The sequence below is a fragment of the Deltaproteobacteria bacterium genome (assembly GCA_013151235.1).
Lineage (GTDB): Bacteria > CG2-30-53-67 > CG2-30-53-67 > CG2-30-53-67 > CG2-30-53-67 > JAADIO01.
The window spans coordinates 47,747-71,925 of sequence record JAADIO010000019.1; the positions used below are offsets into that span (position 1 = coordinate 47,747).

Genomic DNA, 24,179 nt, shown 5'->3' on the forward strand with positions numbered 1-24,179 from the left:
CGTGCTTCCTTTCAGACGCGTTGGTAGACCATGTCGTTTTTTAAATGTTCCAGACGGAAGGCGGTCGATAGGTTCATTAACGATTCGGAGTGTCCTAACAGAAGGTACCCCCCCGAGACCAGGTGATTCTCAAAATTATGGATTACTTTTTTTTTGCCTTCCCGATCAAAATAGATGATGACGTTTCTGCAGAAGATGATATCCATCTTCCCGACCAGACTGATCCGGTCGTCGTCGAAGAGGTTCAGGTAGCCGAAGTTCACCATGTTCCGAATGGAATCGTTGACCCGTTGACGCCCATCCACCTTGGTGAAATATTCTTCAAGGTAACGGGCATCGGTGGATCGAAAGGAGGATTTACCGTATTCTCCTTTTCGGGCGGATTGCAGGACGCGATGGCTGATGTCGCTGGCGAAGATCTCGATATCCCATCCATGAAAGAGACCGGACTGCCGGATCAGAATGCCGATGGTGTAGGGTTCTTCTCCGGTGGAACAGCCGGCGCTCCAGATCCGGATGGACCGTTTGTCTTCTTTCTCTTTCCGGGCTTTCAGGAGGGGCAGGATCTCCTCGGCAAAAGCCTTCAGTTGTAGCTCTTCCCGGAAGAAGTAGGTTTCATTGATGGTCAGGATGTCGATAACGGTATTGAGTTCCTGATCCCGATTCTTGTCGTAGATGAGAAAATGATAATACTCGTGGAAGTCCCGGAGTTGATGTTCCGCCAGACGCTGGGCCAGGCGTTTTTCCAGCACGTACTTCGACCGGTCGTCGAAGGTGAGGCCGCAATAGTTATAAATCAGATCCCGCAACAACCGGAACGTGGTGTCGCGCATCTCGCAGGGGGGTTCGAACATTTACTTCCTCATCAGGGACTTCAGGGCCCGGTCCGCGGTTTTCCGGAGCAGTTCATCGGGATCGCTGATGCGGATCTCCCGGAGGGAATGTTCCGCCCGTGGGTCTCCGAGGAGACCCAGGGCTTCCACGGTGGTATTCCGTTCACTCCAGTCGGGAGAATCCAGAAGATAAATCAGAGAATCAAATGCCGCCGGGTTCCCTGTCTTTCCCAGTGCCAGGATGGCGGAACGACGGATCTCCATGTCCGGGTGTTCCAGTTTTCGGATCAATGCCGAAAAGACCCGGCTCCCTTTCTGTTCCGCAAGTACTTGAATTACGGAAATCTGAACCGGTGGCGGCGCGTGGTCGAGCAGGGGAAGAAGAAGATCCAGGCAGACCGTTCCTCCGATCTTGCCCAGTCCTTTCACGGCGGCACACCGGACCCAGATGTCTTCGTCCAGGAGAATCGACTGCAGAATCCGGATTGATGCATCGGTTGAAAAATCTCCGAGGGCCGTTGCGGCTGCAAGCCGAACGTCCGTGTTTTCATCGGAGAGGACGAGGGACAATCCTTCAATGGCTCGATCGACATGGATTTTTCCCAGGGCGGTTACCGCAGCCTTCCGTACGTCGGGGACTTCGTCTTTGAGGGCGAACAGGAGTGGGTCCACTGCCGCCTCTCCTCCGATAGCGCCGAGTACGGCGGCGGCATTTTTGCGGTAGGCCGGACTCTCATTGGAAAGGAGGGTGAAGATCCTGGAGAGCTGCGACCGGTTACCGATCTGTTGCAGGGCGAAGACCGCCGCCTGTTGCACGTCGGGATAAGGGTCATCCAGCAGAGGGATCAGTTCGGAGGAAGATTCCGTCATCCGGATCAACCCGAGGGCCATGGCGGCGGACTGTCGGACATGGCCATTGGAATCCTGTAACAGGGCGATCAGTCTTCCATGGGTCTCCGGGGTTCCGATATGACCGAGGACATAGGCGGCCGCCTTCCGGATCAGTTCGTCGGGATGATCGAGCGCCTCCATCAGTGCCGCTTCCGATCCCTTGCCGATCCGGATCAGTGCCTCAATGATCCGGTCATGGAGTGCGATATCCCCTAAGAAATCGATCAGGTAGGGGACCCCTTTCGGGTCACCCAGGATCCCGATCAACTCAATGGCGGCCGTTCGTAGGGAGAGGTCATCTTCCTGGATGACTTCAATCAGTCCGTCAACGGTCTCCGGGAGAGCTGCTTCTCCGAACTTCCTTGCGCAGGCCGGATCTTCTCCGGAATGTTGAAAAATCTCCGAGACGCCGAGGACGGCAGCATTCCGGACTTGCCGTTTCTTGTCAGCGATGGAGGGGATCAGTGCCGGGAAAAGGTCGGCGTTTCCGAGACGGCCCAAGGCCGTCAGGAGCGGTTTCTTCAGGCGCTTCTCCTTCAATAGTTCCATGAGGGACGGGATTGCCTGTGGGTCACCAATTTTGCCCACGGCTTCGATGGCGGGGAACTTGAGCCAGAAATCATCTTCCCTCAGGATCTGCAGTAAGGGCTGTAGGGCCCTACGGTCGCCGATTTTTCCGAGATTTTCCGCGGCGGCGGCCTTGACGTTTTCATCCGGGTCTTGCAAGGCATCGACCAAGGCATTCAGACTTCGTGGACTTTTGATCTCGCCCAAGATGTCGATCGCGAATTTCTGTACGTCGGGGTCCGGGTCTTTGACCGCTTGACAGAGCGAAGGGACCGCGGCTGCACCGATTCGGATCAGGGCTTCGACGGCGGAGTTCCGCATGCCGGCGTTGTCCTGGGATCGAAGCGCGAGGATGAGATTGGAGATCACGTCCTCTACAGCATCCATTCCGAGAAGGGCATCGATAGCGGTTTTGCGTACCCGCCAGACGGAATCGCCAAGAAGCCTCGTCAGTGGTACGATTGCTTTTCGGTCTTTGAGCCGTCCGGCTTTTTCCGCCGCCTCCCGGCGGACTTCGACCTCGCTTTCTTCCATTTTCCGGAGTACGCCTTTTAGTGGATCGACCATGATAATACCTCACGCGGATTCGGTGATCTGATCTTTTCTCGATTTGTCAGACAGAGACGCCGGCGGTCCGTTTCGCCGTGAAGGATGCCAGTTCCTGTTGCAGAAAATGATGCAGGGTGGCCTCCGGCAGATCGGGGAAACGTTCTTTCATCAAGCCTTCCGCCTCTTGCAGCTCCGGGGCGAGCCGTTCGGGAAGATCTTCCGCCGCAAGTCCTTCTTTGATCCGGGTTTCATTGTATAATGCGATATCGGACAGCATCGTTCGGGCGAGGCGTTCCACTTTGTTCCGGACCTCATCATCCAGCAACGGTCCCGGAGGGGAGGAGGAGACCGTTGCCGGAGAAGTTCCCTGCAATGGTTCTGTTGTGAGGAGGGAAAGACCGGGAAGGAGCCGTCCGATCTTGTGAATCAACTGATCTGCGATATGATGGATTTCAATGTAATCATCGGCCCCGTAGAGACTCTCCGGGAGTCGCTTGTAGCGTGCCTTCCGGTAACTTGCCGCGATCAAAATGATCCGGATGTCCTGCGTTTTCGGGTTGGACTTGATCGTCTCACACAATTCAAAACCGTAGATTTTCGGCAGCGCCACATCCAGAATTGCCAGAGCGGGTTTTGATCGGCGGAGGATCTTCAGAGCCTCCACTCCGTTTTCCGCCGTCAGCACCCGGAGGTTGCGTTCCTCCAGGATCTCTTTGACGAAAAGGCGGAACTCCGGGTTGTCCTTCGCAACGAGAATGGTTGTCTGGTCGGATTCGATTATGAAAACATATCTGCAGCGGTTGCAGCGGAAACGAGCCTTTCCTGCAGGGAGGCGTTCCGGTGGAATCCTGTAGCGGGTCCCGCACTTTTTGCATTGTACGATCATCAGGTTCTCCATTGTGGTTCAGCCGGACATGCCGGATGTCTGCCTCTTTCGATCAGGCGACTTCCTGTTCCATAAGGGTCATCATGGTTTCCACTCCGGCGTAATCGCTTTCCGTGGCCGTCATGAATCCGTTGTACTGCGGTTCGATGGTCTGAAGGATGTTCCGGTCGTTCTCCACGGATTCATCCAGGCTCAGCAGGGCCTGGGTCAATTCTCTCTCTAATTCCGGTGCAATTCCTTTCCGAACGCAGAGGTTGAACTCCGGGATCTCATCCGACGTCGCCAGGATCTCCAGCCCTTTTGCTTTGAAATTTCGGGCAATTGGTTCCAACAATCCCCCGGCTTCGACCTCCCCGTTCACAATGGCCCAGGCCACATCGTCGTGGTGTCCTTTGAATTCGTAGCCGGCCAGATCCTGAAGCGAGATATTCTCCCGGGCCAGCATGCCGCAGGGGACAAGGTAGCTGGATGTGGAGTGTTCATCGCCGAAGGCGAAGCGCTTTCCTTTCAGGTCGGCAATGGAATGAATGGGGGCTCCTTTCCGGACGGCAATGACGGAATGGTAGAAGGGCATGTGATTGCGAATGGCTTTCAGAATAATACGGGCACCGTATCTCTTCTTGGCTTCCACATAGGTGGAGGGGGTGAGATACGCGAGATCGTATTTCCCGGCCCCGAAATCGTTGAGTGCCGTTTTGAAGTCTTCGGCTACGGCAATCTTGACCGGCCTGTTCATTTTCTTTTCCAGATACCGGGCCAATGGAGTAAACCGAATCTCCATCTTGACACCCGATTCGAGGGGAATGACACCCAGGGTCAGGCCCTCCGTTTCTATGTTGTGCGTTGTATGATGGACTTCCCTTTGCAACTCTTCATTATAGAGAGCGAGGGAATTGATCGCGGTGCTAAGGTCATCGGTCAGGTTGATGGATTCTTCCGTAATGTTCCGGATCCGCTCGATGGAATGGACAATGAGTTCACTCCCTTTCCCCTGTTCGCGAATGGACCGGTTGATCTCCTGAATTTTGAGGATCATATTTTCGATTTCATGGGCAACCCGCCGGCTTCCCATTGATTCATCGGCCATTGATTTTTTTAATTCACGGGCAAACCGGCTCACCTGTGCGACCATCCCGCGGATGACCTCGCCTCCCTTATCCTGTTCCTCCACGGCGGCGGTAATCTGCTTGGTGTGTTCATTGACGTTCCGGATTTCCGTGTCAATGTGCTCGATCGACTTGACCTGTTCGATGGCGGCTTTCTCAATTTCCCAGGACATCTCGCTCGACCGTTGAGACTGCTGCAGGATTTTGCCGAGGGCCTCCTTTGTTTCTCGGGAGAGTTGAACCCCTTTTTGGACCTCTTCGACACTCAGGTGCACCCCCCGGGCGATGGCATCCGTTTCCGACTGCACATCGGAGATGACCTCTTCGATCTGGTCGATCGAGGAGGCGGTTCGGTCGGCCAGCGCCTTGATCTCATCGGCGACAACGGAAAACCCTTTTCCCTGTTCACCCGCCTTGGAGGCGATGATGGCGGCATTCAGGGCCAGGAGGTTGGTCTTCTCCGCCACTTCGTCAATGACGTTCAGGATTTGCCCGATCTTTTCCGATCGTTCATGCAGGATATTGACCATTCGGTCTGTCTCTTCCACCGACTGCCGGATTCGTTCCATTCCTTCAATGGTTTCCTGCACTGCCTTGACGCCCAGTTCCGATGTCTCCAGAGTACTCTTCTGCGAAAGGGCGGCCGATTCCTTTGCCAGTCCTTCAACCGCCTTAATGGATGCGTGCATTTCAGAAACGGACGAAGTTGAGGTTTCAATGGAGATACTGAGTGCGTTCAGATTGTTTCGGCTTTCACCGATCGAACCGATCATCTTGTGAATAGATTCCGAGGATTCTTCAATCATGGAAAAAAGTTCATCACTTTGCTGTGTGATCTGGTGGATGGAGTCATCCATGGCTTGGATCGATTTGGAGGACTCTTCGCTCGAGTGGGAAAGGCTCTGAACATTGGCGCTGATCTCCCGTAATGTGGCGGACATTTCAAAGATGGAGGACGAGGTGTCGTCCGAGGCGGATGCCTGGACCCGGGTCCCTTCGTAGATTTCCTTATGACAGTTGCGGATCAGGCGGGTGGCGTTCTCACAGTTGTCGGCGGAGCGGGCGATCTTGTTGAGCATGTCGTTATGGCGCTCCAGGAAACAGTTCATCAGGTAGGCGATTTTCGGGAGGGGGTAGAGGACCCCTTGCCAACCGCCCAGATTCATTTCCAGTATTGTGCCGGGATCGGAACGACCCTGCTGGTTCAGTGCCAGCAGAATTTCCTTCAGGGTCAGCAGATGGTTCCGAATTTTTTCTGCAAAGAGATTTTGAAGGAGCAGGATCAGCAGCAGGGTCACAAGCATCATGAAAAAGACCAGCGAAACGGAAGGCAGTCCCGATGTGCCGAGTCGGTTTACTTTTCCGCTCTCCGTTTGCTGGATCCGGGTCATGATCTCCGTCAGTTCCATTGACACATCCGGGATGGTCATGCTCTTTTCCCTTGGCCAGGCTGCTGCGGGAGAATCCTCCAGATAGCGGAGCGATTCCATCTCTTTTTGAAGGGTGTTCAGGGATGAAAAAATATCCTCAGGGAAGAGTGATTCCGAACGGATCTGTTCCAGCCAGACGGAAGTCCGGGGGAGGAGCGCCTGGAGAAGTTCCTGTGGAGGACGATCGGGATTGCTTCCCTCCGTCAGAACATAAGAGAGTTCCTCCCATGAACTGCGAAGAGAGGCGCCTTCGGTCAGCCGATCGTTGCAGGTCCGAAGGAACGCCAGACTCCCTTCAACCGTTTTCGTGGTTTGAATGAGTTTGCCGGCGAACCAGAAGACCAGTGCAGCCAGAATGAGAAAGGGAACGGATGCTTTGAAGCGTTCAGTCTTCAATGACATGGAAGGGGTCTCTCCTTTGTGTCGGTGCCGTCATTTCGATCTACACCTTGAATTGATTCACCTCGTTCTGCAGGGATTCCAGCATCTGCGTCATCTCGTTGATCGAGGCCGTCATCCCCTGGATCTGTGAACTGTTTTTCCCGTCGATCTGAACGATTTTCTTGATGTTGCTCAGAACCATCCGTGACTGGTTCGACTGACCTTCCGTGGCCCGGGAGATCATCTGGCTTTTGTAATTGACTTCCTCGATGGCTTTACTGATCTGGCCGCTTCCTTTCGACTGTTCTTCCATGGCCCGGCTGACGTGGATGGCCATTTCCCGGAAATGTTCAATATTCTCCATAATCTGCTTGGAGCCCTTACGTTGCTCCTGGGTTCCCTTTGCCATCTGGCGCAAGGCTTCGGTGATGCTCGACACGGCCTCCTGAACGACTTGGCTTCCTTTGTTTTGCTCGACCGTGGCCCGGGCGATTTCCTCAATCATGTTGCTCGACCGGTCGACGCTTTCGACAATCTCCCGAAGGGATTCTCCGGCCTTGCGGGAGAGGTCCATTCCTTCCGTGATCGAGGAGGCGCTGACTTCCATGGCATGGACCGCCTCGCCGGTCTCCTTCTGAACGTTCCGGATGACGTCGGCAATATCGCTGCTTGAACGGGCGGAACGATCCGCGAGGGCCTTGATCTCATCGGCTACAACGGCGAACCCCTTCCCATGTTCTCCCGCCTGGGCGGCGATGATGGCGGCATTCAGGGCCAGGAGGTTCGTCTGGTCGGCGACTTCGTCGATCACTTTGAGAATCTTGCCGATGGCGGCCGACCGTTCCCCCAGCTGCTTGATCACCCGGGAGGTTGCATCAAAGGTTTTTCGTATTTTTTCCATCCCCGCCTGGGTCTTTTCGACGACGGCCATTCCGTCCTTTGCCTTGGCTGCGGCCTCCTTGGATATGGCCAGGGATTCCTGGGCATTGCGTTCCACTTCCAGGATGGTCCGGGCGATTTCTTCTGTTGAGGAGGAGGTCTGCTCGGCGCCTACAGACAGGGAATCGATGTTTGTCGAAATGTCGTTGACCGATTGCAGCATCTGGACGATGGAGGTGGCGCTGTCGTCAATGGCCTGGGAGGTCTCCTTTGTGTTTTCCGCGACTTCATCGATGGAGGCGCTCATTTCCATAATGGAGGAAGAGGCCTCTTCCGTACTCTTGGCCAGGGCCGAGGTGTTCTCGAAAACCTCCCGGTTCATTTTGTCCATATCGTCCATGACCTGGGCGATTTCACTGATGGCGCTGTTTTGTTCATCCGCGCCGGCAGCCACCTTGTTGGTGCTGAGAATCATCTCCCGGGAGGTTTCGGAGACGGCGATCATGGTCTCCTGAATTTTGCGGACAATGTTCTGAATATTTTCGATAAAGGCATTCATCCAGTTTGATAGATCTTGAATTTCCTCATGGGATTTTACATGAATCCGACGGGTCAGGTCTCCCTCTCCTTCGGCGATATCCTTGAGAAGATCAGCCATCGTTCCGAGGGGTTGAAAACTTTTCCGGAGGCTGAGGAAGATCAGTATTGCAGCCAGAAGAAAGCCTGCGATCGAGACCAGAATGGAGCGATTCTGGGTCTGCTCCAGTGCGGAATCCACGTCGGTGTCATCCGTGAGGAGGGTGACAATGCCGATCTTCCGGCCGGAAAAATCTTTCAGGGGAAGAAAGGTCGTATCGAGAGACTGTGTCTTGGTATCATGGGCGAAACGGCTCACTTTGTCCAGCCGCTTGTCCAGATCAACATCCTTGAGAATTTTCAACTGCAGGTTCTCATTGGTGCTGGCCTGGAGCAGCATCCCGTTGGAAAGGCGCGTCCCCTTCGCCTTTCCGGTAAACTCTTTCCGGAGGAGGAGACTGGCTTCGTAGTGAAAACGGTTCTTCAGCTCTTCGAGGAAGGGAAGAAAACTTCCTCCGGCTTCGACGATGCCCAGGAATTTTCCTTTCCGATAGATCGGCTTGAGGAGAAAAAGATAGGCCCGGTTCCCTTCCAGCTCAATGCCGGAAAGTTCCTTTTTTCTCCGGAAGGCCTCCCGGACCATCGGCCGTTCTTCCAGGACGTTGTTCCCGAAAACGGCCGGATCGTGGGCCTGAAAGAAAATGATGCCGGGCGGTATGTAGAAGGTCAGCCGGGAAAAATTCCCCTTGGATTGCATCAACTGAAAGGCGGGCACGGTGCTGATAATCATGTCCTCCCGGTCCCGTTTCTGAAGGTCGGTGATAATCTCCGGCAGCCCGGCTGTAATGAGGTCGAGTTTGTTCTGTAACTGCTGGTACTGCTTGTCCATGATCGTCTGGAATAGGGTTTGATCTTTCTCCATGTCTTTGGCTTGCATGGCCGATCCGAGCTTATTGTTTCCCAACCAACCGGAAAAAGCGATCATGGCGGCCACGATGATCATGGCCGCGAGGGCCAGGAGTGTCACCTTTCCCTTGAGGGTTCGGAAGGGGTTGAGCCTGTGTGCGAGATCGCTCCATCGGTTCATCTTTTCCTACCTGCCTTTCTACCTCGATGGTTTTGAAAGAAGTTCGCCTTCTGAATTTCTGAGATGGCGATTATTCGATTGTTGTGACGATCCGGACCTTTCTGCTTGTGACATCGCTCTTCAACAGGTAGCCGATGGCATTGGGGTCTTTCGCCACCCGGGCCTGCATGAGGGGCGCCGACCGGACCGTTTTGGGCGGGTTCTTGGCCGTATTGGCGATCTTCTTGCCGGCCCACTCCATGGCAACCTTCCGGGCTTCTTTCTCCAGGACCGCTTCGGAAAATTTTTCCCGTGCCGGGTCCTGGGTGCGTAGATCATAGAGGCGGATCTTTTTCCCGTTCGGCCAGTTAAGAATGTCATTTTCGTAATAGTGTTTGACTTCTTCTATGGAGAGCGCTTTCACGGGATTATCTGCGTTCACGATCACGACGACCTCTCCCGCTCCGGCCGGGCTTGTCAAATAGAACAAAAAGGACAAAGCGGCCATGGACATCACGGTCGTCAGTGCCGCTTTCCTGAATATCCTTTTCCTGTACTTTTCCTGCATGGTATCTCCTCCTGCGATGTTGTCCTTGGGGCTGAACCCTCCTCTTCTCATAATTTAATTCCCTCCCAGGTAGACCGCAACGGAGAAGAGGGTCTTCGTATAATGAACATCCGAAGCGCCTTCATCCTTTACGAAATGGTGTTCAATCTTTCCGACCACATTGGGTGTGAAATGGTAATTCAGTGCCACCGTGTTGGTGGTCATCCGGTTATTGTTCTCCCGCTGGTCGGGGTCGTACCAGTCATAACGGTAACCGACGGTCCATTTCCGCCAATCGTAGGTTAGCTGGGAATACCATCCGATGGTCTGTTCCGTGGTGCCGGCAACCAGCCGGGTATATCGTTTTGCATACTCGCCCTGGAATTTCAGATCCTGCCAGGCCAGTCTGGCATCGGCTCCGAGGATCTTCACCTTGTTGTCGTTTTCATCCCGGTTCTCCCGGTCGTAGGAAAACCCGATTTCCGCATCCGACAGGAAGGGGAGCTTGAAGCCGAGGTCGGCCCCCCATGACTTGTCCGTATTGATGTCGCCGTGTCCGGGGTTTTCGCCGGAACCGTTGGAGACATAAAAGAGATAATCGGTGGTCACGCCCCCTTGGTAATGGCTGCCGTAGAACTGAAGGCCGTCATTGGTATGTGGAAAGATAAGTTGAGTGACCAGTGTCGGTTGTTCCTGGGTGAGAACGAAGGGGGGGTAGTGTTCCACATTCCAGATCCCGGCCGGATTGAGAAAACGGCCAAGGCGGAAGTTGACGTAGCGGTTGTGGCTGTATTCCAGCGTGAAGACCTCGACGAAGATCTCTCCGGGATAGGTCTGTTCGGAAGGCTCTATTTTCGGGGCGTCCTCGAACTCAACCTCCGAGAACAGCCGCCACTGCTCCGCCAACTGTTTGCTGAAAAAGAGGGAAAGGTGATGGAGGCGGAATTCACTCCGGGCATTTGCGGCCTGGTTGTCGGTCAGGTTGAACTCTCCGTCGGCATAGCCGCTGATGTCTACAAGATTTCCGATCCGGCTTGTTGTATCTTCGTTCTGTGCTTCTAACAGCTCGACCTTGGTCTTCAGATTATCGATTTCTTGCTTGAGATCCTTGATCTCTCCGTTGGAAACGGCCGAAGCGCGGAGCGGAGAGAGAAAAAGTATTGCAACGATCAGTAACAGGTACCTTCTTTTTGTCATGATCCATCCTCCAATTACGGTCCATGATAAACTTAGCGTTCAGTTTCTTCCCCCCCAGGCAAGCGGGCATCACCCCTTTCTTCTATAAATCTTCCACCGGCGGTTTTCCATCAGATGCTCCTCCATCACATGGTCCGGCTCGGCGGAATCCTGTTCAGGCGGAAACGGTTTCTTCCATTCGGCAGATCTTTTCGATATCCATGAGGATGATCATCCTGTCGTTCACCCGTCCGACGCCGGTGATATATTCTGCCTCCACCCCGTTCAGGATCGGCGGCGGGGGTTCGATGGCGGATGCGGAAATGCGGGCGGCGCTCGTGATGTCGTCTACGAGGAGTCCCACCTGCTCTCCCTGATGATTGACGATGATGATCCGGGTCCGGTGGGTCTCTTCCCGTGCCGGAAGGCCGAGCCTCCTTTTCGCATCGAAGACAGGCAGAATGTTTCCCCGGAGCGAAAGAATTCCCAGGATGTATTCCGGCGCTCGGGGAATCGGGGTCAGCTCGGTGGGAATCGTAATCTCTTTGATCTGCATGATGTCGACGGCGTATTCCTCTTCGGCGAGTTTGAATCCCATCAAGGTGAGAAAAGACTCCTCCCGGCTTTTCTCCTGCAGTTCATCGGCGCTTTCATTAGCCCTTTCTTCCATGCAGGTCTCTTTTTTTTCTTCGCTGTCCATTGTTTCCCCTTATTCTTCTACCGAAATTTGCTCCAGACATTCTTCGGAGACGAGTATGCGATTTTTTCCGGTTCCTTTGGCCTGGTAGAGGGCTTGGTCGGCGGCCATGATCATGGCGTCAATGGTGTCGATCTTCCCTTCGATGAAGCAGGAAAGCCCGCCGCTCAGGCTGACGGGTATGGTCTCTCCCTGAATCGTAAAAGGGGTTTTGGCAATGACCTTTCGGAGTTTCTCGGCCGCCCTTTCCGCATTGGCAATAGGTGTTTGCGTCATGAGAAGGGCAAACTCCTCTCCGCCGTAACGGGCAAAGATATCGGTTTGCCTCAGAACGCCCTGCAGTCGCTCACAGACATCGCGAAGGACCTGATCGCCGGCCTGATGACCATAGGTGTCATTCAAATTCTTGAAGTCATCGAGGTCCATGATGAGAAAAGAAAGAGGTGTTTGATAGCGTTTTACCCGGCGGATCTCCTGGACCATGCTGGTCATCAGATACCGCCGGTTGTAGATTTCCGTCAGCGCATCGGTGTTGGAAAGGTTTGTCAGCTGTTGATTGGCCTTCTTCAATTGATCGTGGAGCAGCTTCAGTTCAAGATGAAGCCGGACCCGGGCCGAGAGCTCTGCATCATCAAAGGGTTTGGTCAGGTAGTCGCTGGCCCCTTTCTCCAGTGCCCGGTTCTTCTTTTTCTGTTCTCCTTCGGCGGTGAGCATGATCATGGGAATGTTTTTCAGTTCCGGATGATTTTTCACAAGTTCCATCAGCTTGAATCCGTCGATCTGGGGCATGATCAGATCGCAGATGACCAGATCGATCGTTCCCTTCAACAGTTCCTTGTACCCTTTGATCCCGTCCTCCGCCTCGATACAGTCGACCGCCGGGTCCTTTTCCTGTTGCAGGACCTTCCGGATCCGGTTCCGGATCATTTCGGAATCGTCCACGATCAGGATCGTGGCTTTCTTTTTCGGTTCCGTCATTCGGCAACCGCCTTCCGGGTGGCTTCCTCAATAAGGGCGCCCACGTCGAGGACCAGTACAGCCTGCTTGTCTCCCAGCTCCGTTGCCCCCGCAATGCCGGGAATCCCCTTCAGGGTCCGGCCGACGGCCTTGATAACGATCTCCTGTTTGTCGAGGAAGTCATCCACGATGATGCCGATCTTTTTTTCCGCCAGCCCGGCCACGACGATGTGTGACTTTTCCATGGAGCGGCTGTTGTCTCCGGGAAGCCGGAATGCCTCCTGGAGCCGGATCAGTGGGAGCGTCCGGCCTCGAAGCTTGATCACTTCCCGCTGCTCAATGGTCTGGATGCTTTGCCGGGGGAGGATCAGGTTTTCCGTGACGGCATTTAACGGGATGGCAAAGATCTGGTCCGTGCATTGGACGATCAGGGCCGGGATGATGGCGAGGGTAATGGGAAGGGTGATGGTAAAGAGGGTCCCTTCGCCGGGTTCGGTGTCGATGTCGATCATACCCCCCAACAGGGTGATGTTCTTTTTCGCGACATCCATACCGACCCCTCGTCCGGAGACCTCGCTCACCTTCTCCGCCGTGGAGAATCCGGGCAGAAAGATCAGGTTCAATGTCTCCTCTTCGGTCATGGATTCGTCTTCCTCCACCAGTCCTTTTTCGATCGCTTTCTCCCGGATCTTTTTCACATCGATTCCTGCACCGTCTTCTTCAACTTCAATAATGACGTGATTCCCCTCCTGATATGCCCTCAGTTCGATGGTTCCTTCCGCTTGTTTTCCAGCGGCTTTTCGAACCTCGGGGGTCTCGATACCGTGATCAATGGCATTCCGGATAATATGCATCAGGGGGTCGGCCAGCTCTTCGATGACCATCTTGTCGAGTTCCGTATCCTCCCCCGAAGTTGCAAAGCGGATCTGTTTTCCCGCGTCATGGGAAAGTTTACGAACGATTCGGTTGAGGCGGTTGAAGATCTGTCCGATGGGAATCATCCGGACTTCGAGGACCCCGTCTTGCAGTTCTGTAAGTTTTCGTTCCAGAACCTCCACGGCTTGGTGAAAGCTGTTTGCCAGACCGGCCTGTGCCTCCGCCTGCCGGAGAGTTTTGATATTTGCTTTGAGGATATCTTTGCTCTGGATCAGTTCTCCGACAACGTTCATCAGGTGGTCCAGCTTGCCGATATCTACGCGGACTGTCCGGGTCAGGCCCTTGATGTCGCTGACGAAGTTCTCGCTTCCCCTCGCAGGGGCCGTTTCCGTCGGGGTGGGAGGTTCGCTGTCTTTCACCGGGGCATAGTTGATCTCCTCGATTTCGGCCGACTCAAAGGCGGAAATTACCGAAACGACCTTCTCCTGCTCTTCCTGGGAGCCGACGATGAGTGTGAACTGAATGCCCGATTCGGGACTGTCGCCGGTACTGGGAAGGGTGGTGATGATCTCTCCGATTTCGGAAAGACCGGCGGTGAGCTTCTGCAGGTCCTGGTCGAAGGTCGCGAGGTCAAAGGAAATCCGGATCTTGTAGAGGTGATCTCCCTGCTCGATATTTGCCAGCAGGCGGTGTTCTTCGTATTCCGTCAGGACCTCGATGACGGCCGGTGAGATATTGCAGGTTTTCAGAAGAGACTCTTCCTGGGCCCCCTCCGTGTCTGCGTGCAGGACCGCTTCGATCCGGGCTAAGGCATCTTCGATCGGGAGATCATCGTTTCCCTCTTCCCCGATTTTCAGGATCAGCCCGTTTAAAGTGTCAAGACTCTCGAAAAGGCAGTCCAGGACGGGGGGTGCGAGTTTCAGTTTCCCCAGACGCAGACTGTCTAACATATTCTCCAGGTTGTGACTCAGTTCGGAGACCTTGGTGAATCCAAGCATGCCGGAGAGCCCTTTCAGGGAATGAGCCCCCCGGAAAATCCCGTTGATGATCTCCGGGTTGATCCGGGCTGAACCGATCCCTTCTTCGAGGTGAACGAGGTTGTTTCCGATCCCTTCGAGGATCTCTTCCCCTTCTGCGAGAAATTCAATGGTCGCTTTTTGCTGGTTTGAATCCATCATGACGGACTTGCTTCCTTTAAGAGTGTCTTGACGGCGGACTGCAGGTCTTCCGCGTCAAAGGGCTTGGTAATATAGGTGTCGGCGCCCAGTGCCATTCCTTTCTTCCGGTCCTCCGCGCTCTTTTCCGTGGTGACGATGATGAGAGGGGTCTTGCTGTACGTTGGATGCTTCTTGACGAAGTTGACCAGTTCCAGTCCATTGATGTCCGGCATGTTTATGTCGGTGATGATGAGATCGAACTGCCGGGCCGGCAGGATTTTGAGCGCTTCAAAGCCGCTGGCCGCCTCCGTGATGTCGCAGTCGCAGAGGTCCTCCAGTGTGGAGGCGATGAGCGCCCGCATTGTGGATGAATCTTCAACGATCAGTATGCACGGGTTCACGGATAGTTGCTCCTTTGTGTCAGGCGGATAGTTAATGCCGTTGCATGTCGTGCAGCTTCCGCTCCAGGTCGGAACGGTCCAGGACCATCCCCGCCTGGATGATGAAGATCTCCAGCGCTTCAATGTCGCCGATCGGTTCCCGCTTCTCCCCGTTGTCCCCGTAAAAGAGGGCCAGGGTTTCCGTTCCGCTGTTGACCGGAATCACCAGAGATTCTTCCGGTTTTATGCCGCCGAGGGTTTCAAGGAGAACGGTATTCCAGCGGGTGGTTCCCGCCAGAGGTTGCACAACCCGGGCCCGGCGACGGATGGCTTCCGTCAGGATCGAGTCTTCGGCGGCGGGGATGACCAAGTTCCGGATCCGGTCATTGGCCTGGTTGTCTTCGCCGGGGAGACCGAACTGGCCGAACCCCCGGATCTCCCCGTCCCGGATAACGAAAAGGGCGGCGCGGCTCAGAAACTCCGAAGCGTAGCGAAGGATCAGCAGCAGGACCTCCGAAAGGCTGCTCGGGCCTTTCAGTTCTTCCACCATTGCTTTTAAACTGACGATCTCCTTCTGTTCCGTCTCGGGTTCCGGAAGTTCCATCTCGTCGCCGACTTCGAGGATCAGTTCCTCCAAAAAGTCCAGGTCCTTCTTTTCTGAAGGGGGTGCTGCTTTTTCTTCAACAAGGGAGGCTGTGACCTTGTTTTCCGCCGTGTCGATCTCGTCCTGGACCGATTCCCAGAGTCCTTCGGGGTGACCGTCCGCGGGGGGTGGTCCTTCCGGTTCGGAAAGGGAAACAGGCGAATCCTCCATGAGAGAGGCAAACCCGATCGGTCCTTTTGTCTCAGAACCGGAAGCTGCCTCGCGATGTTTCTCCTCATCGAGGAGCCTCAGTCCTTCAATAATCAGGTGCTGTGTCGGGATGCCGTCCCGGAGGACAAACTCGGACGGGTAGGGTGGAAGAACCTCTTTCGGAGAAGAAAGGAGCTTGAATTCAAAATGCCCTTCATCCCATTTCAGCAGATCAAAGATCACCCGCTGGATATATTCCATAAGAATCGGCTCAATCGTTTCCCTGGGAATGACCCGCTGTCGGACCAGGATCGTGGCCAACGGTTCCATGGTCTGTTCCTGGATCGAAAGAGCGGCATCCCTTTGCGCTTCAGTGATCAATCCTCTGGAGATGAGAAATACCCCGAGGGGAGACCGGTTGGGCGAGCTTGAGGCCTTGATGATGTTTCCATCAAGGAAGGTGATAGCGGCTTTCTGTTCCGGATGCTCAGCGGAGACGATTTTGAGGATACCGGTCCTCTTGCTCAGCGTGACGATCTGAAAGATATCCGTCAGGGGAAGATCGACTAAGTTCCCGACAAGACTCATGGAAGAGTCCCCACCTTAAGTCGGACATCGAGTGGCTCAGTCAGGATGACCGGGGTACATGAAGCCTCCGGGGGATTCCCGGGGGATGAATTTTGTTTTCAGTTTGTGCCCGTGCGTCCGGACACGCAGGTCGTGAATTTGTTTACAAACGATGCGGATTCCGTTATAATCCGTCAACGCTTTCGCTTATTTTTCAATATGTTTCGTTGTTGCCGAATACCATCGATACGGCAGGGGCGATTGTATCGACGCCGGAACCCTGTAACGGTTTCTGTCTTATATAAACGATGATGAATAAAAAACAGATGGTAATCACTTGTTTTATTAATATTTTATATCATTTTATCGTCTTGAAGTAAAGTCAAAAATTGTGTGATACTTTTTTGGCGGGGGGAGATCAAGGGGCAAAGGCAAGGGGCAGAGGGGCAAAGTCACAGAGGGACAAAGCAACGTAAAAGGCAAAAGCGGAAAGCGGCATCTCGCAGAGGACGCAAAGGGCGCCAAGGAAAAACAAAATCGAGAAAGCAATTTACCATGAAGCAGATGAAGGCCATGAAGAAGACCGATGCCGGGTATAAACCCTGTCGCGTCCCGGTTTAGCCGGGACGGGGAGCGGAAAGCGGAACCTATGAAACACCTTATCCTGGGAACCGCCGGCCATGTGGACCACGGAAAGACCGCCTTGGTGCGCGCCCTGACCGGAGTGGACACAGACCGTCTCGAAGAAGAAAAGAAACGGGGGATCACCATCGTCCTCGGGTTTGCCGAGATGGAACTGCCCGGCGGGATCCAGGTGGGGATTGTCGATGTACCGGGCCATGAGCGGTTCGTCAACCAGATGCTCGCCGGTGTCGGTGGGGTTGATATGATCATGCTTGTTGTGGCCGCCGACGAGGGGGTAATGCCCCAGACGCGGGAGCATTTCGATATCTGCCGCCTGTTGAACGTCCGGAAGGGACTGACGGTGATCACCAAGACCGACCTTGTGGATACGGAATGGCTCGCACTCGTACAGCAGGATGTGGAAGGCCTCATTGAGGGGACCTTTCTGGAGGGAAGGCCGGTCTGCCCGGTTTCCGCGAAGACCGGGGACGGGATGGGTGCGCTGAAAAAATCGCTGGCCGAAATTGCCGGGGAGGTGGAGGACCGGGATTCCCGCGGGATCCTGCGTCTCCCCGTGGACCGTGTCTTTACCATGAAGGGATTCGGAACGGTGATCACGGGGACCCTGCTCTCCGGCAATGTGAAAAACGGAGAGGCCGTGGAGATTCTGCCGGGCGGGCTCCAGGCCCGGGTTCGGGGGATGCAGGTTCATTCCAAATCGGTGGAGGAGGCGCTGGCCGGGCAGCGGACGGCCCTGAACCTGCAGGGGGTGGAGAAAGAGTCGATCCGCCGGGGGGATACGGTCACCGTCCCCGGTCTGCTGACCCCGACCTATATGGTCGATGCCGTGGTAACGCTTCTGCCCGATGTGGAGAAACCGCTGAAAAACCGTTCCCTCATCCGGTTTTATATCGGGGCGAGCCGAGGGGTCGGCAACATCGTCCATCTTGACCGGGAACAGCTCATGCCGGAGGAGCAGGGCTATGCGCAGATTCGTCTGCGGGAACCGGTGGTCGCCATGGGGGGGGACCGCTTTATTCTCCGCTCCGTCTCGGAGAACCGGACCATCGGGGGAGGGGAGATCCTCGACCCGCAGCCCCGGAAGCACAAGACCTCCGATCCGTCCGTGGTTCCCTCCCTGGAAGTCCTGAAAGAGGGAAGTCCCGAGGAGAAGGCCGTTGTTTTTCTCCGCCATGCCGGATTCTCCGGAATGGACCTGGCCGGTTTTCGTTGCCGTCTCCCCTTGGCGAAGGGGACGGCAAAAAAGATCCTCCAGCGGCTCCGGGAGCGTGGCGAGGCGGTGACTCTCTTGGCTGATACCCTGCATCTGCTCCATATGGATCATCTTAAAAAGATTGAAAAGAAGACCTTGTCTGTCCTGACCGGCTATCATCGGAGCAAACCCCTGGAGCCGGGGATTCCGAAAGCGGAGCTGGCTTCCCGGCTCTCAACGATGATCGGGGAAAAGGTTTTTCCGTCGATCTTGAACCATCTTTCCCGCGGGGGGAAGGTGATTGTAGAGGAAAACCGGGTCCGTCTCCCGGAACACAAAGTTTGCTTGACCTCCGAAGAAGAGGAGGCGGCCCGTAAGATCGAGGCTCTTTATAAAGAGGCCGGGCTTGCTCCTCCCTACTCAAGAAAGCTTTCCGGAGAACTCGGATTAGAGGAAAGTCTGGTTGCCGAAATCCTGCGGCATCTCGTAGAACGGAAAAGTCTGACCCATATCCAGGGAGATCTCTTTATGGACACAAAGGCACTTGAAGCGGGGAGGGAAAAGGTGCGGGCCGTTCTCGAAGGAGAGGGAGAAATCAGCGTTGCAGGGATGCGGGAACTTTTGGGACTAACAAGGAAATACCTGATCCCCCTGTTGGAATACTTCGACGGGATCGGGTTTACGGCGAGAAAAGGGGATGTGCGGGTTCTGCGATAAAGAATCGAGGGGCAAAGGCAAGGGGCAGAGGGGCAAAGGCACAAAGGCACAAAGGCACAAAGTTAAAAGCAAAGGCAATCACAAAAAGCCTTCACCATGAAGGGCATGAAGGAATTGAAGAGATCAAAACCAAAGGCAAAAGCAAAACTTATGGAAAGAGCAAAGTCAAAGGCAAAAAGCGAAGAACCACGGGGAACACGGGGAGTCACGGGGAAGGCAATGAATACAGCCGATAAAACGCAAAAACGGCTGGTAGACTGTGATGACCGGTTAATAGATGTTGTTCTTGATGCTGCAACGTCGGTCCATTGTGAATTAGGACCCGGTTTGCTTGAATCCGTTTATGAAAAGGCCTTGATGGTGGAATTGGATGAGCGGGGAATTCCGGCGGAATGTCAGACTCTGATTCCGGTCCGTTATCATGGTCAGGACCTTGGGATGGGGTTCAGAGCTGACATCCTTGTCGATCGCTCTTTGTTACTGGAATTGAAGTCAGTCAAAGAAATCATCCCGATTCATATATCCCAAGTGATTACCTACCTGAAACTGTTGGGGCTGAAAAGAGGGTATCTGTTGAACTTTAATAAGCGGCTGATGAAAAATGGGATGAAGAGAATCTCTATCTGAGGTTTCCCCGTGACTCCCCGAGTACCCCGTGGTTCAAGCTTTTCGGGGGTTGCTTTTGGGGGTTTTGAAAAAAATCCCCCGTGGTTAAAAGGTGTCATGTCCTCTGATCTTTACACACAGGCGGAATCGCTTTACCGTTGCGGCGAATACAGGCGTGCGAAGCTCCTCCTGAAAAAGGAGGTCCCCCGGTCCGATTGTGATCCCCGTCTTGTTTCCCTCTACGGACTCATTCTTGCCCGCTTCGATGCAAGCTTCTACGGTTTTTCCCGCGGGCTCAAATGGTGCGGAGCTGCGCTCAAACGAAATCCCGATGACCCCATACTTCGTCTCCACCTTGGACTCGTCTATCTCTTCCACGGACTTCGTGCCCGGGCCGTCGTTCATCTCGATGCAGCGCTCGCCATGGCCCCCGACGACCCGGCGGTCCGGGAGGCCCGGGGCCTCATGGGGTTTCGCCGCCGGCCCGTGATTCCCTTCCTTTCGCGGAAAAACCCCCTTAACATTCTTCTCGGTAAAACAGCCGTTTGGCTGAAAAAGACGTTTTCCCGCGAATTTTCTTCTTGACGGATCGAATATTCGGGTTTTATGATTGTTGAATATGATTGCTTTTTATTGGGTTTGTATGTGTGTTTTTTCCAGTTTTTTGGAAAGAACATTTTGACTTTTTATTCTTGACATATCTAAAAAGCACTGATATATTTCTCAACCAATTAATCATATATTTCATGTAACTATCAGTTTTAACAAACATTAACCGCTTTTTCGCGGGGTGTCGGGATCGTATCGGGTACCTTGCTGATCGATCCGGAAGGGGGTGATCACGGAAAACAAAACGTAAAGAATTGTTTGGAAAGGACAAGCTTTGTGTTTTAAGAGGACAGACAATAAAAAATTCAAGGAGGACAGACATGAAACGTTTATTTCAAGGGGCGGTGCTCGCCCTGTTTGTGTTTTCAGTAACGCTGGTCATGGTTTCCGGTGATGCCGAGGCCATCCCGACCTTCGCCCGGAAGTACAATGTCGAATGCAGCATGTGCCACACCATCGTCCCGAAACTGAACCGGACCGGCTATGAATTCCGTCTCGCCGGTTATCGGATGCCGGACCAGATCGGCGAAGATGCCTCCAGCAATTTCAAGCTCGGAAACTTCTTCTCCGCCCGTATCCAGGCCGGCTACAAGTACACCAACCACAATGATCATGCAAAAAATAGTGATTGGAACAACAGTGATCTCTATTTCAAGGAGTTCACGATGTATCCTCTCTCCGGTTCCTGGGGAAAGAACTTCGGCTCCCTGGCCGAGATCAGCATGGCTCCGGGCGACTCTCCAGAACTAGAAAATGCCTATGTCCGCTATGTCAACGGGAACAAGGACGCCTGGTGGCAGGCTCGTGCAGGATTGATGCACGCATGGGAAGGCTTCGGCGCCTCCGACCGGCCCCTGGGCCTCAGCCGACCCATGTTCCAGACAAACTCCGGGGCAGGTGCTTTTACTCCCTGGACGGACGAAATGGCGGCCGAGGTCGGCTACAACATGGCCACGACCGGGACCTCTGTTGCTCTCCGGATGAGCAACGGGATTACCCAGGATGGCGGCCCGGCGCAGAGTATACAGACGGCCGGCGGCGACACATTTAAGAAAGATAGTTCGATAACCGGACACAACGACAAGAGCTATTCCCTCGTCGTGAACCAGTTCATCAACGACGACTCCGCTATGACCCTCTATTACTACAGGGGGAATGTTCCGTATACCGCTACGAACAAGGACACCTTTACCCGCTTTGCCGCCTATGCCAACTTCTGGGCGCTGCCCGACCAGTTGAACCTCCTCGCCGGTTACGGCTGGGGCAAGGACGATCTGGCCGACAGCAGTGCTGTCGACTTGGGCAAAAGCAAGGGGTACTTCGTTGAGACGGACTACCATGTTTCCCCGACCTTTGCGCTGGCGGCCCGTTTTGATAAATGGGATCCATCCAACAAGAACAGTGACGACAAGGTCAGCGCCATTACCCTTTCCGGGAATGTCTTCACCATGGAAGGGCTTCAGCTCATCAGCGAGTATCAGCATAAGAAGAGTGATGTGACAGGTGGTGGAAACGACAAGGACGACTCGATTAATTTGAGGATGATCTACATCTGGTAGTCCTGATTTCATCGAGTTGCCGAGGTTGTTACCTCATGCCGGGGGTCCCCATCGGGCCCCCGGTTTTTTACCCCACCCCAAAGGGGTCAAGTCTGCTCTTGGCTCATCTCGTCTTTCCGGTTCTCGGTACAACGTTACAACTTCTTGACTCGATTGACTTTTTCGGTTAGTTTTCCTTCGACGTTGAGGTGACCTGCCGGGAGGTATGGCCCTGCCGGATGATTGTCGGAAGGTTTCTGTGGTCATCAATAATGGCCGGGAACGCCGATACAGCCTGTATGCTTCCCTGCATGGGGTTTAAGATGGGACGAAAAAAAGGGGCTTCAAAGATCGGCAAACTCCGGATCGGCGACAGTTGGAATGCCATTACGATCATCGCCCTGTCCCAGAGCAATCCCTTAAAGGCGATTGCCGAGTTTGTGGAGAACAGTATTGATGCGCATGCCCGGCATGTGACGATTACCCGGGGCCGCGAAAAGGGGGTTGCCTACCTCCGGATTGTTGATGACGGCGACGGCATTCCCAGGGACGCCGAGGGGGTGCCCAACTTTAAAGATGTGGCTACTCACATCTGTGATTCAATTAAACGGCAGTTGAAGAAGGAGGGGGCATCGAACCTTCAGGGGGAGTTCGGGATCGGTCTTCTCAGTTTCTGGACCGTCGGGGAGGAGCTGCGGTTGATCTCCGCTTCGGAGGAGGGGAAGTCCTATGAAATGGTGATGCGGAAGGGATCTCCCGGGTACAGGATCGGGCGGAGGTGTTTGCTGATTGCATCGGGCGGGACGGAACTGACGATTTCTCCCCTGCTGCCGGGGGGTCGCCATTTCAACGGGGAGAAAATTCAGCGTTATCTTGCCTCGGAACTGCGGGACCGGATTCGCCGCTCCGGCGTACGGGTCCGAGTGATCGACCGGACGGCCCGGAAGGAGATGATCGTGGAGCCCAGGGAGTTTTCCGGGCGGCTTCTTCATCAGCTTCCGGAGACCTTTTCTTCTTCCGGCGAGATCTACCACGAGATTTATATCAGTGAGTCGAGTAACGAAAATCGGGTGGGGCTCTACCGTGCCGGAACGCGGGTGTTTCCCTCGCTGACTGATCTGGAACCGTTCAACCGGGAGCCGTGGAACTCCGGCTGGCTGGAGGGGATGGTTGATGTTCCTTTTCTGAACCTGACGCCGGGTACGCGGAGCGGCATTATCCAGGATGAACGGTTCGCCGATTTCTGCGATGCGATGAAACCGTTGGAGGAAAAAGTTTCGGAGATCGTGGCGGAACAGCGACGGGCTGAGGAGGAACGGGCAAGCCGAAAGATCCTGAAGACGGTGCAGAATGCCCTGCGGGAGGCGATCCTTTCTCTTCCCCGGGAGGAATATGAAGGATCTCGCGAGGGGTCAAGTCTGCTCTTGGCTCTCCTCTACCTTCTTTTCTATCCGTTTCACCTGGTTACGCAGGGAAGGGGTCTGTCCCAGTCGTCTCTTGACTCTTTCGATGCTGCTACTGACGGAGCTGTAATTTTCAATATCAAAGATTCTGCCGATTTCCACCAAAGTTGCCCGGCAATGACGGCGTACGAGGTAAATGGCAATATTCCTGGGCAGGTTTTCTCTCCCCCTCCGTGAATGGAGGAGCTGTTGCCGGTTGATCATGAAATGGCGGATCACCTCTTTGATGATTGCCTCGGGTGACGGCGCCAGAACACGTGATTCCGGAATCTCGTTTTGGAACCGGAGTTTTTGAAACTGTTCTTTGATCCGATTCTTAAAGGAGTCACTGCCCAATATGGATGGCAGATTTTTTAATGAATAGAAATGTTCGACCGTATCGGGGATTCTTCCGGTCACGAATTCAAGGTAAGCGGACCGGCTGTCCTTTTGTCCGGAAAACATGGAGATCAGCCCATCCTTATATAGCCACTTCCATTTTCCGGCGCTGGAAAGGTAGCCTTTGTGGCTGCTCCATGCAAAGTCTTCCATCTCCTTTGCCAGCCCGGCATCTATGGGATTCCTGTGGATATAACGCAGGACGTCGAGGAGGTATGAGTCGGCATCAATCAGTACGGCTTTGTATCTCCCGCGGAAGAGAGAGCCGTCCGTTTCGTACGTCCGGTTGAATCTCTGTGTGTAGAGACCGTTGAGATGCCGCATGCAACGGGCGAGGTTGCCGTCCGGTGTTTGCACCAGAAGATGGTAATGGTTGGGCATCAGACAATATGCGGATACTTTGAGGTTCCACATTTTGGATGTGTCCCGGAGGATTTCCAGAAATCCAAGATAGTCTGAATCGGACAGGAAGACCTTCTCCCTTCTTCTGCCCCGATTCATGACGTGATACCATGCTCCGGGATATTCTACGCGCAAAGGTCTGGACATGATGACAATGTAGCATATTCGACGAGAAAGGTCAACGGCAGACTTGACCCCTTACCTTCGGATGGACGTCTCACCTCTTTGAGCGAACCCGGATCTTTCCCGAAGGATCGTCAATAATGGTTCCGATCCGGTGGGAGGCGAGGGCTCCCACCTTCTGTAATTCTTTGA

18 protein-coding genes are annotated in these 24,179 nt (G+C 54.3%); 5 read left to right on the top strand and 13 right to left on the bottom strand.

Annotated elements, in window-relative coordinates; genetic code table 11:
- Nucleotides 1-11: 11 nt before the first annotated feature.
- The 12 genes from GXP58_03610 to GXP58_03665 all read right to left on the bottom strand — a co-directional run bounded on the left by GXP58_03610 (nucleotide 12) and on the right by GXP58_03665 (nucleotide 16,335).
- Nucleotides 12-854, bottom strand: a complete 843-nt coding sequence (locus tag GXP58_03610; GenBank protein NOY52690.1) for a protein-glutamate O-methyltransferase CheR — start codon at nucleotides 852-854, stop codon at nucleotides 12-14.
- The gene (locus tag GXP58_03615) at nucleotides 855-2,858 is read right to left on the bottom strand and encodes a HEAT repeat domain-containing protein (GenBank protein NOY52691.1); all 2,004 of its coding nucleotides are present in this window, start codon (nucleotides 2,856-2,858) and stop codon (nucleotides 855-857) included.
- A 46-nt stretch (nucleotides 2,859-2,904) separates the two neighbouring features.
- Nucleotides 2,905-3,726 (bottom strand): response regulator, encoded by an 822-nt coding sequence (locus tag GXP58_03620; protein ID NOY52692.1) that lies wholly within the window; start codon nucleotides 3,724-3,726, stop codon nucleotides 2,905-2,907.
- 52 nt (nucleotides 3,727-3,778) lie between these two features.
- Nucleotides 3,779-6,664 carry a phosphate/phosphite/phosphonate ABC transporter substrate-binding protein gene (gene phnD / locus GXP58_03625; GenBank protein NOY52693.1) on the bottom strand — a complete coding sequence of 962 codons (2,886 nt, stop codon included), beginning with the start codon at nucleotides 6,662-6,664 and terminating at the stop codon, nucleotides 3,779-3,781.
- A gap of 40 nt (nucleotides 6,665-6,704) precedes the next feature.
- Nucleotides 6,705-9,185, bottom strand: coding sequence for a hypothetical protein (locus GXP58_03630; GenBank protein NOY52694.1), 2,481 nt, complete (start codon nucleotides 9,183-9,185; stop codon nucleotides 6,705-6,707).
- Between the two features lie 70 nt (nucleotides 9,186-9,255).
- Nucleotides 9,256-9,783: a hypothetical protein gene (locus GXP58_03635; protein NOY52695.1), complete on the bottom strand. Its 528-nt coding sequence runs from the start codon at nucleotides 9,781-9,783 to the stop codon at nucleotides 9,256-9,258.
- 3 nt (nucleotides 9,784-9,786) lie between these two features.
- Nucleotides 9,787-10,908: a porin gene (locus GXP58_03640; protein ID NOY52696.1), complete on the bottom strand. Its 1,122-nt coding sequence runs from the start codon at nucleotides 10,906-10,908 to the stop codon at nucleotides 9,787-9,789.
- A 154-nt stretch (nucleotides 10,909-11,062) separates the two neighbouring features.
- Complete coding sequence (locus GXP58_03645) at nucleotides 11,063-11,587, bottom strand: chemotaxis protein CheW (protein ID NOY52697.1); 525 nt, start codon at nucleotides 11,585-11,587, stop codon at nucleotides 11,063-11,065.
- A gap of 9 nt (nucleotides 11,588-11,596) precedes the next feature.
- Nucleotides 11,597-12,562 carry a diguanylate cyclase gene (locus tag GXP58_03650; protein ID NOY52698.1) on the bottom strand — a complete coding sequence of 322 codons (966 nt, stop codon included), beginning with the start codon at nucleotides 12,560-12,562 and terminating at the stop codon, nucleotides 11,597-11,599.
- Entirely contained in the window at nucleotides 12,559-14,595 is a 2,037-nt protein-coding gene (locus GXP58_03655) for a chemotaxis protein CheA (GenBank protein ID NOY52699.1), read from the bottom strand. The genes GXP58_03650 and GXP58_03655 overlap by 4 nt, the downstream gene beginning before the upstream one ends.
- On the bottom strand, nucleotides 14,592-14,975 hold the full coding sequence (locus GXP58_03660; protein ID NOY52700.1) for a response regulator: 384 nt from the start codon (nucleotides 14,973-14,975) through the stop codon (nucleotides 14,592-14,594). The genes GXP58_03655 and GXP58_03660 overlap by 4 nt, the downstream gene beginning before the upstream one ends.
- A gap of 31 nt (nucleotides 14,976-15,006) precedes the next feature.
- Nucleotides 15,007-16,335, bottom strand: coding sequence for a DUF4388 domain-containing protein (locus tag GXP58_03665; GenBank protein NOY52701.1), 1,329 nt, complete (start codon nucleotides 16,333-16,335; stop codon nucleotides 15,007-15,009).
- Between the two features lie 628 nt (nucleotides 16,336-16,963).
- Here GXP58_03665 and selB point away from each other — a divergent pair.
- The 5 genes from selB (at nucleotide 16,964) to GXP58_03690 (ending at nucleotide 23,261) form a co-directional block, all read left to right on the top strand.
- On the top strand, nucleotides 16,964-18,868 hold the full coding sequence (gene selB, locus GXP58_03670) for a selenocysteine-specific translation elongation factor (GenBank protein ID NOY52702.1): 1,905 nt from the start codon (nucleotides 16,964-16,966) through the stop codon (nucleotides 18,866-18,868).
- Between the two features lie 219 nt (nucleotides 18,869-19,087).
- Nucleotides 19,088-19,495: a GxxExxY protein gene (locus tag GXP58_03675; GenBank protein NOY52703.1), complete on the top strand. Its 408-nt coding sequence runs from the start codon at nucleotides 19,088-19,090 to the stop codon at nucleotides 19,493-19,495.
- A gap of 96 nt (nucleotides 19,496-19,591) precedes the next feature.
- Nucleotides 19,592-20,059, top strand: coding sequence for a hypothetical protein (locus tag GXP58_03680; GenBank protein ID NOY52704.1), 468 nt, complete (start codon nucleotides 19,592-19,594; stop codon nucleotides 20,057-20,059).
- A gap of 344 nt (nucleotides 20,060-20,403) precedes the next feature.
- Nucleotides 20,404-21,642, top strand: coding sequence for a hypothetical protein (locus GXP58_03685; protein ID NOY52705.1), 1,239 nt, complete (start codon nucleotides 20,404-20,406; stop codon nucleotides 21,640-21,642).
- A gap of 302 nt (nucleotides 21,643-21,944) precedes the next feature.
- Entirely contained in the window at nucleotides 21,945-23,261 is a 1,317-nt protein-coding gene (locus tag GXP58_03690) for a hypothetical protein (GenBank protein NOY52706.1), read from the top strand.
- On the opposite strand, the gene GXP58_03695 is transcribed toward GXP58_03690, so the two are convergent.
- On the bottom strand, nucleotides 23,034-24,011 hold the full coding sequence (locus tag GXP58_03695) for a transposase (protein ID NOY52707.1): 978 nt from the start codon (nucleotides 24,009-24,011) through the stop codon (nucleotides 23,034-23,036). The two genes, GXP58_03690 and GXP58_03695, sit on opposite strands and share 228 nt — an antisense overlap.
- Nucleotides 24,012-24,179: the final 168 nt, after the last annotated feature.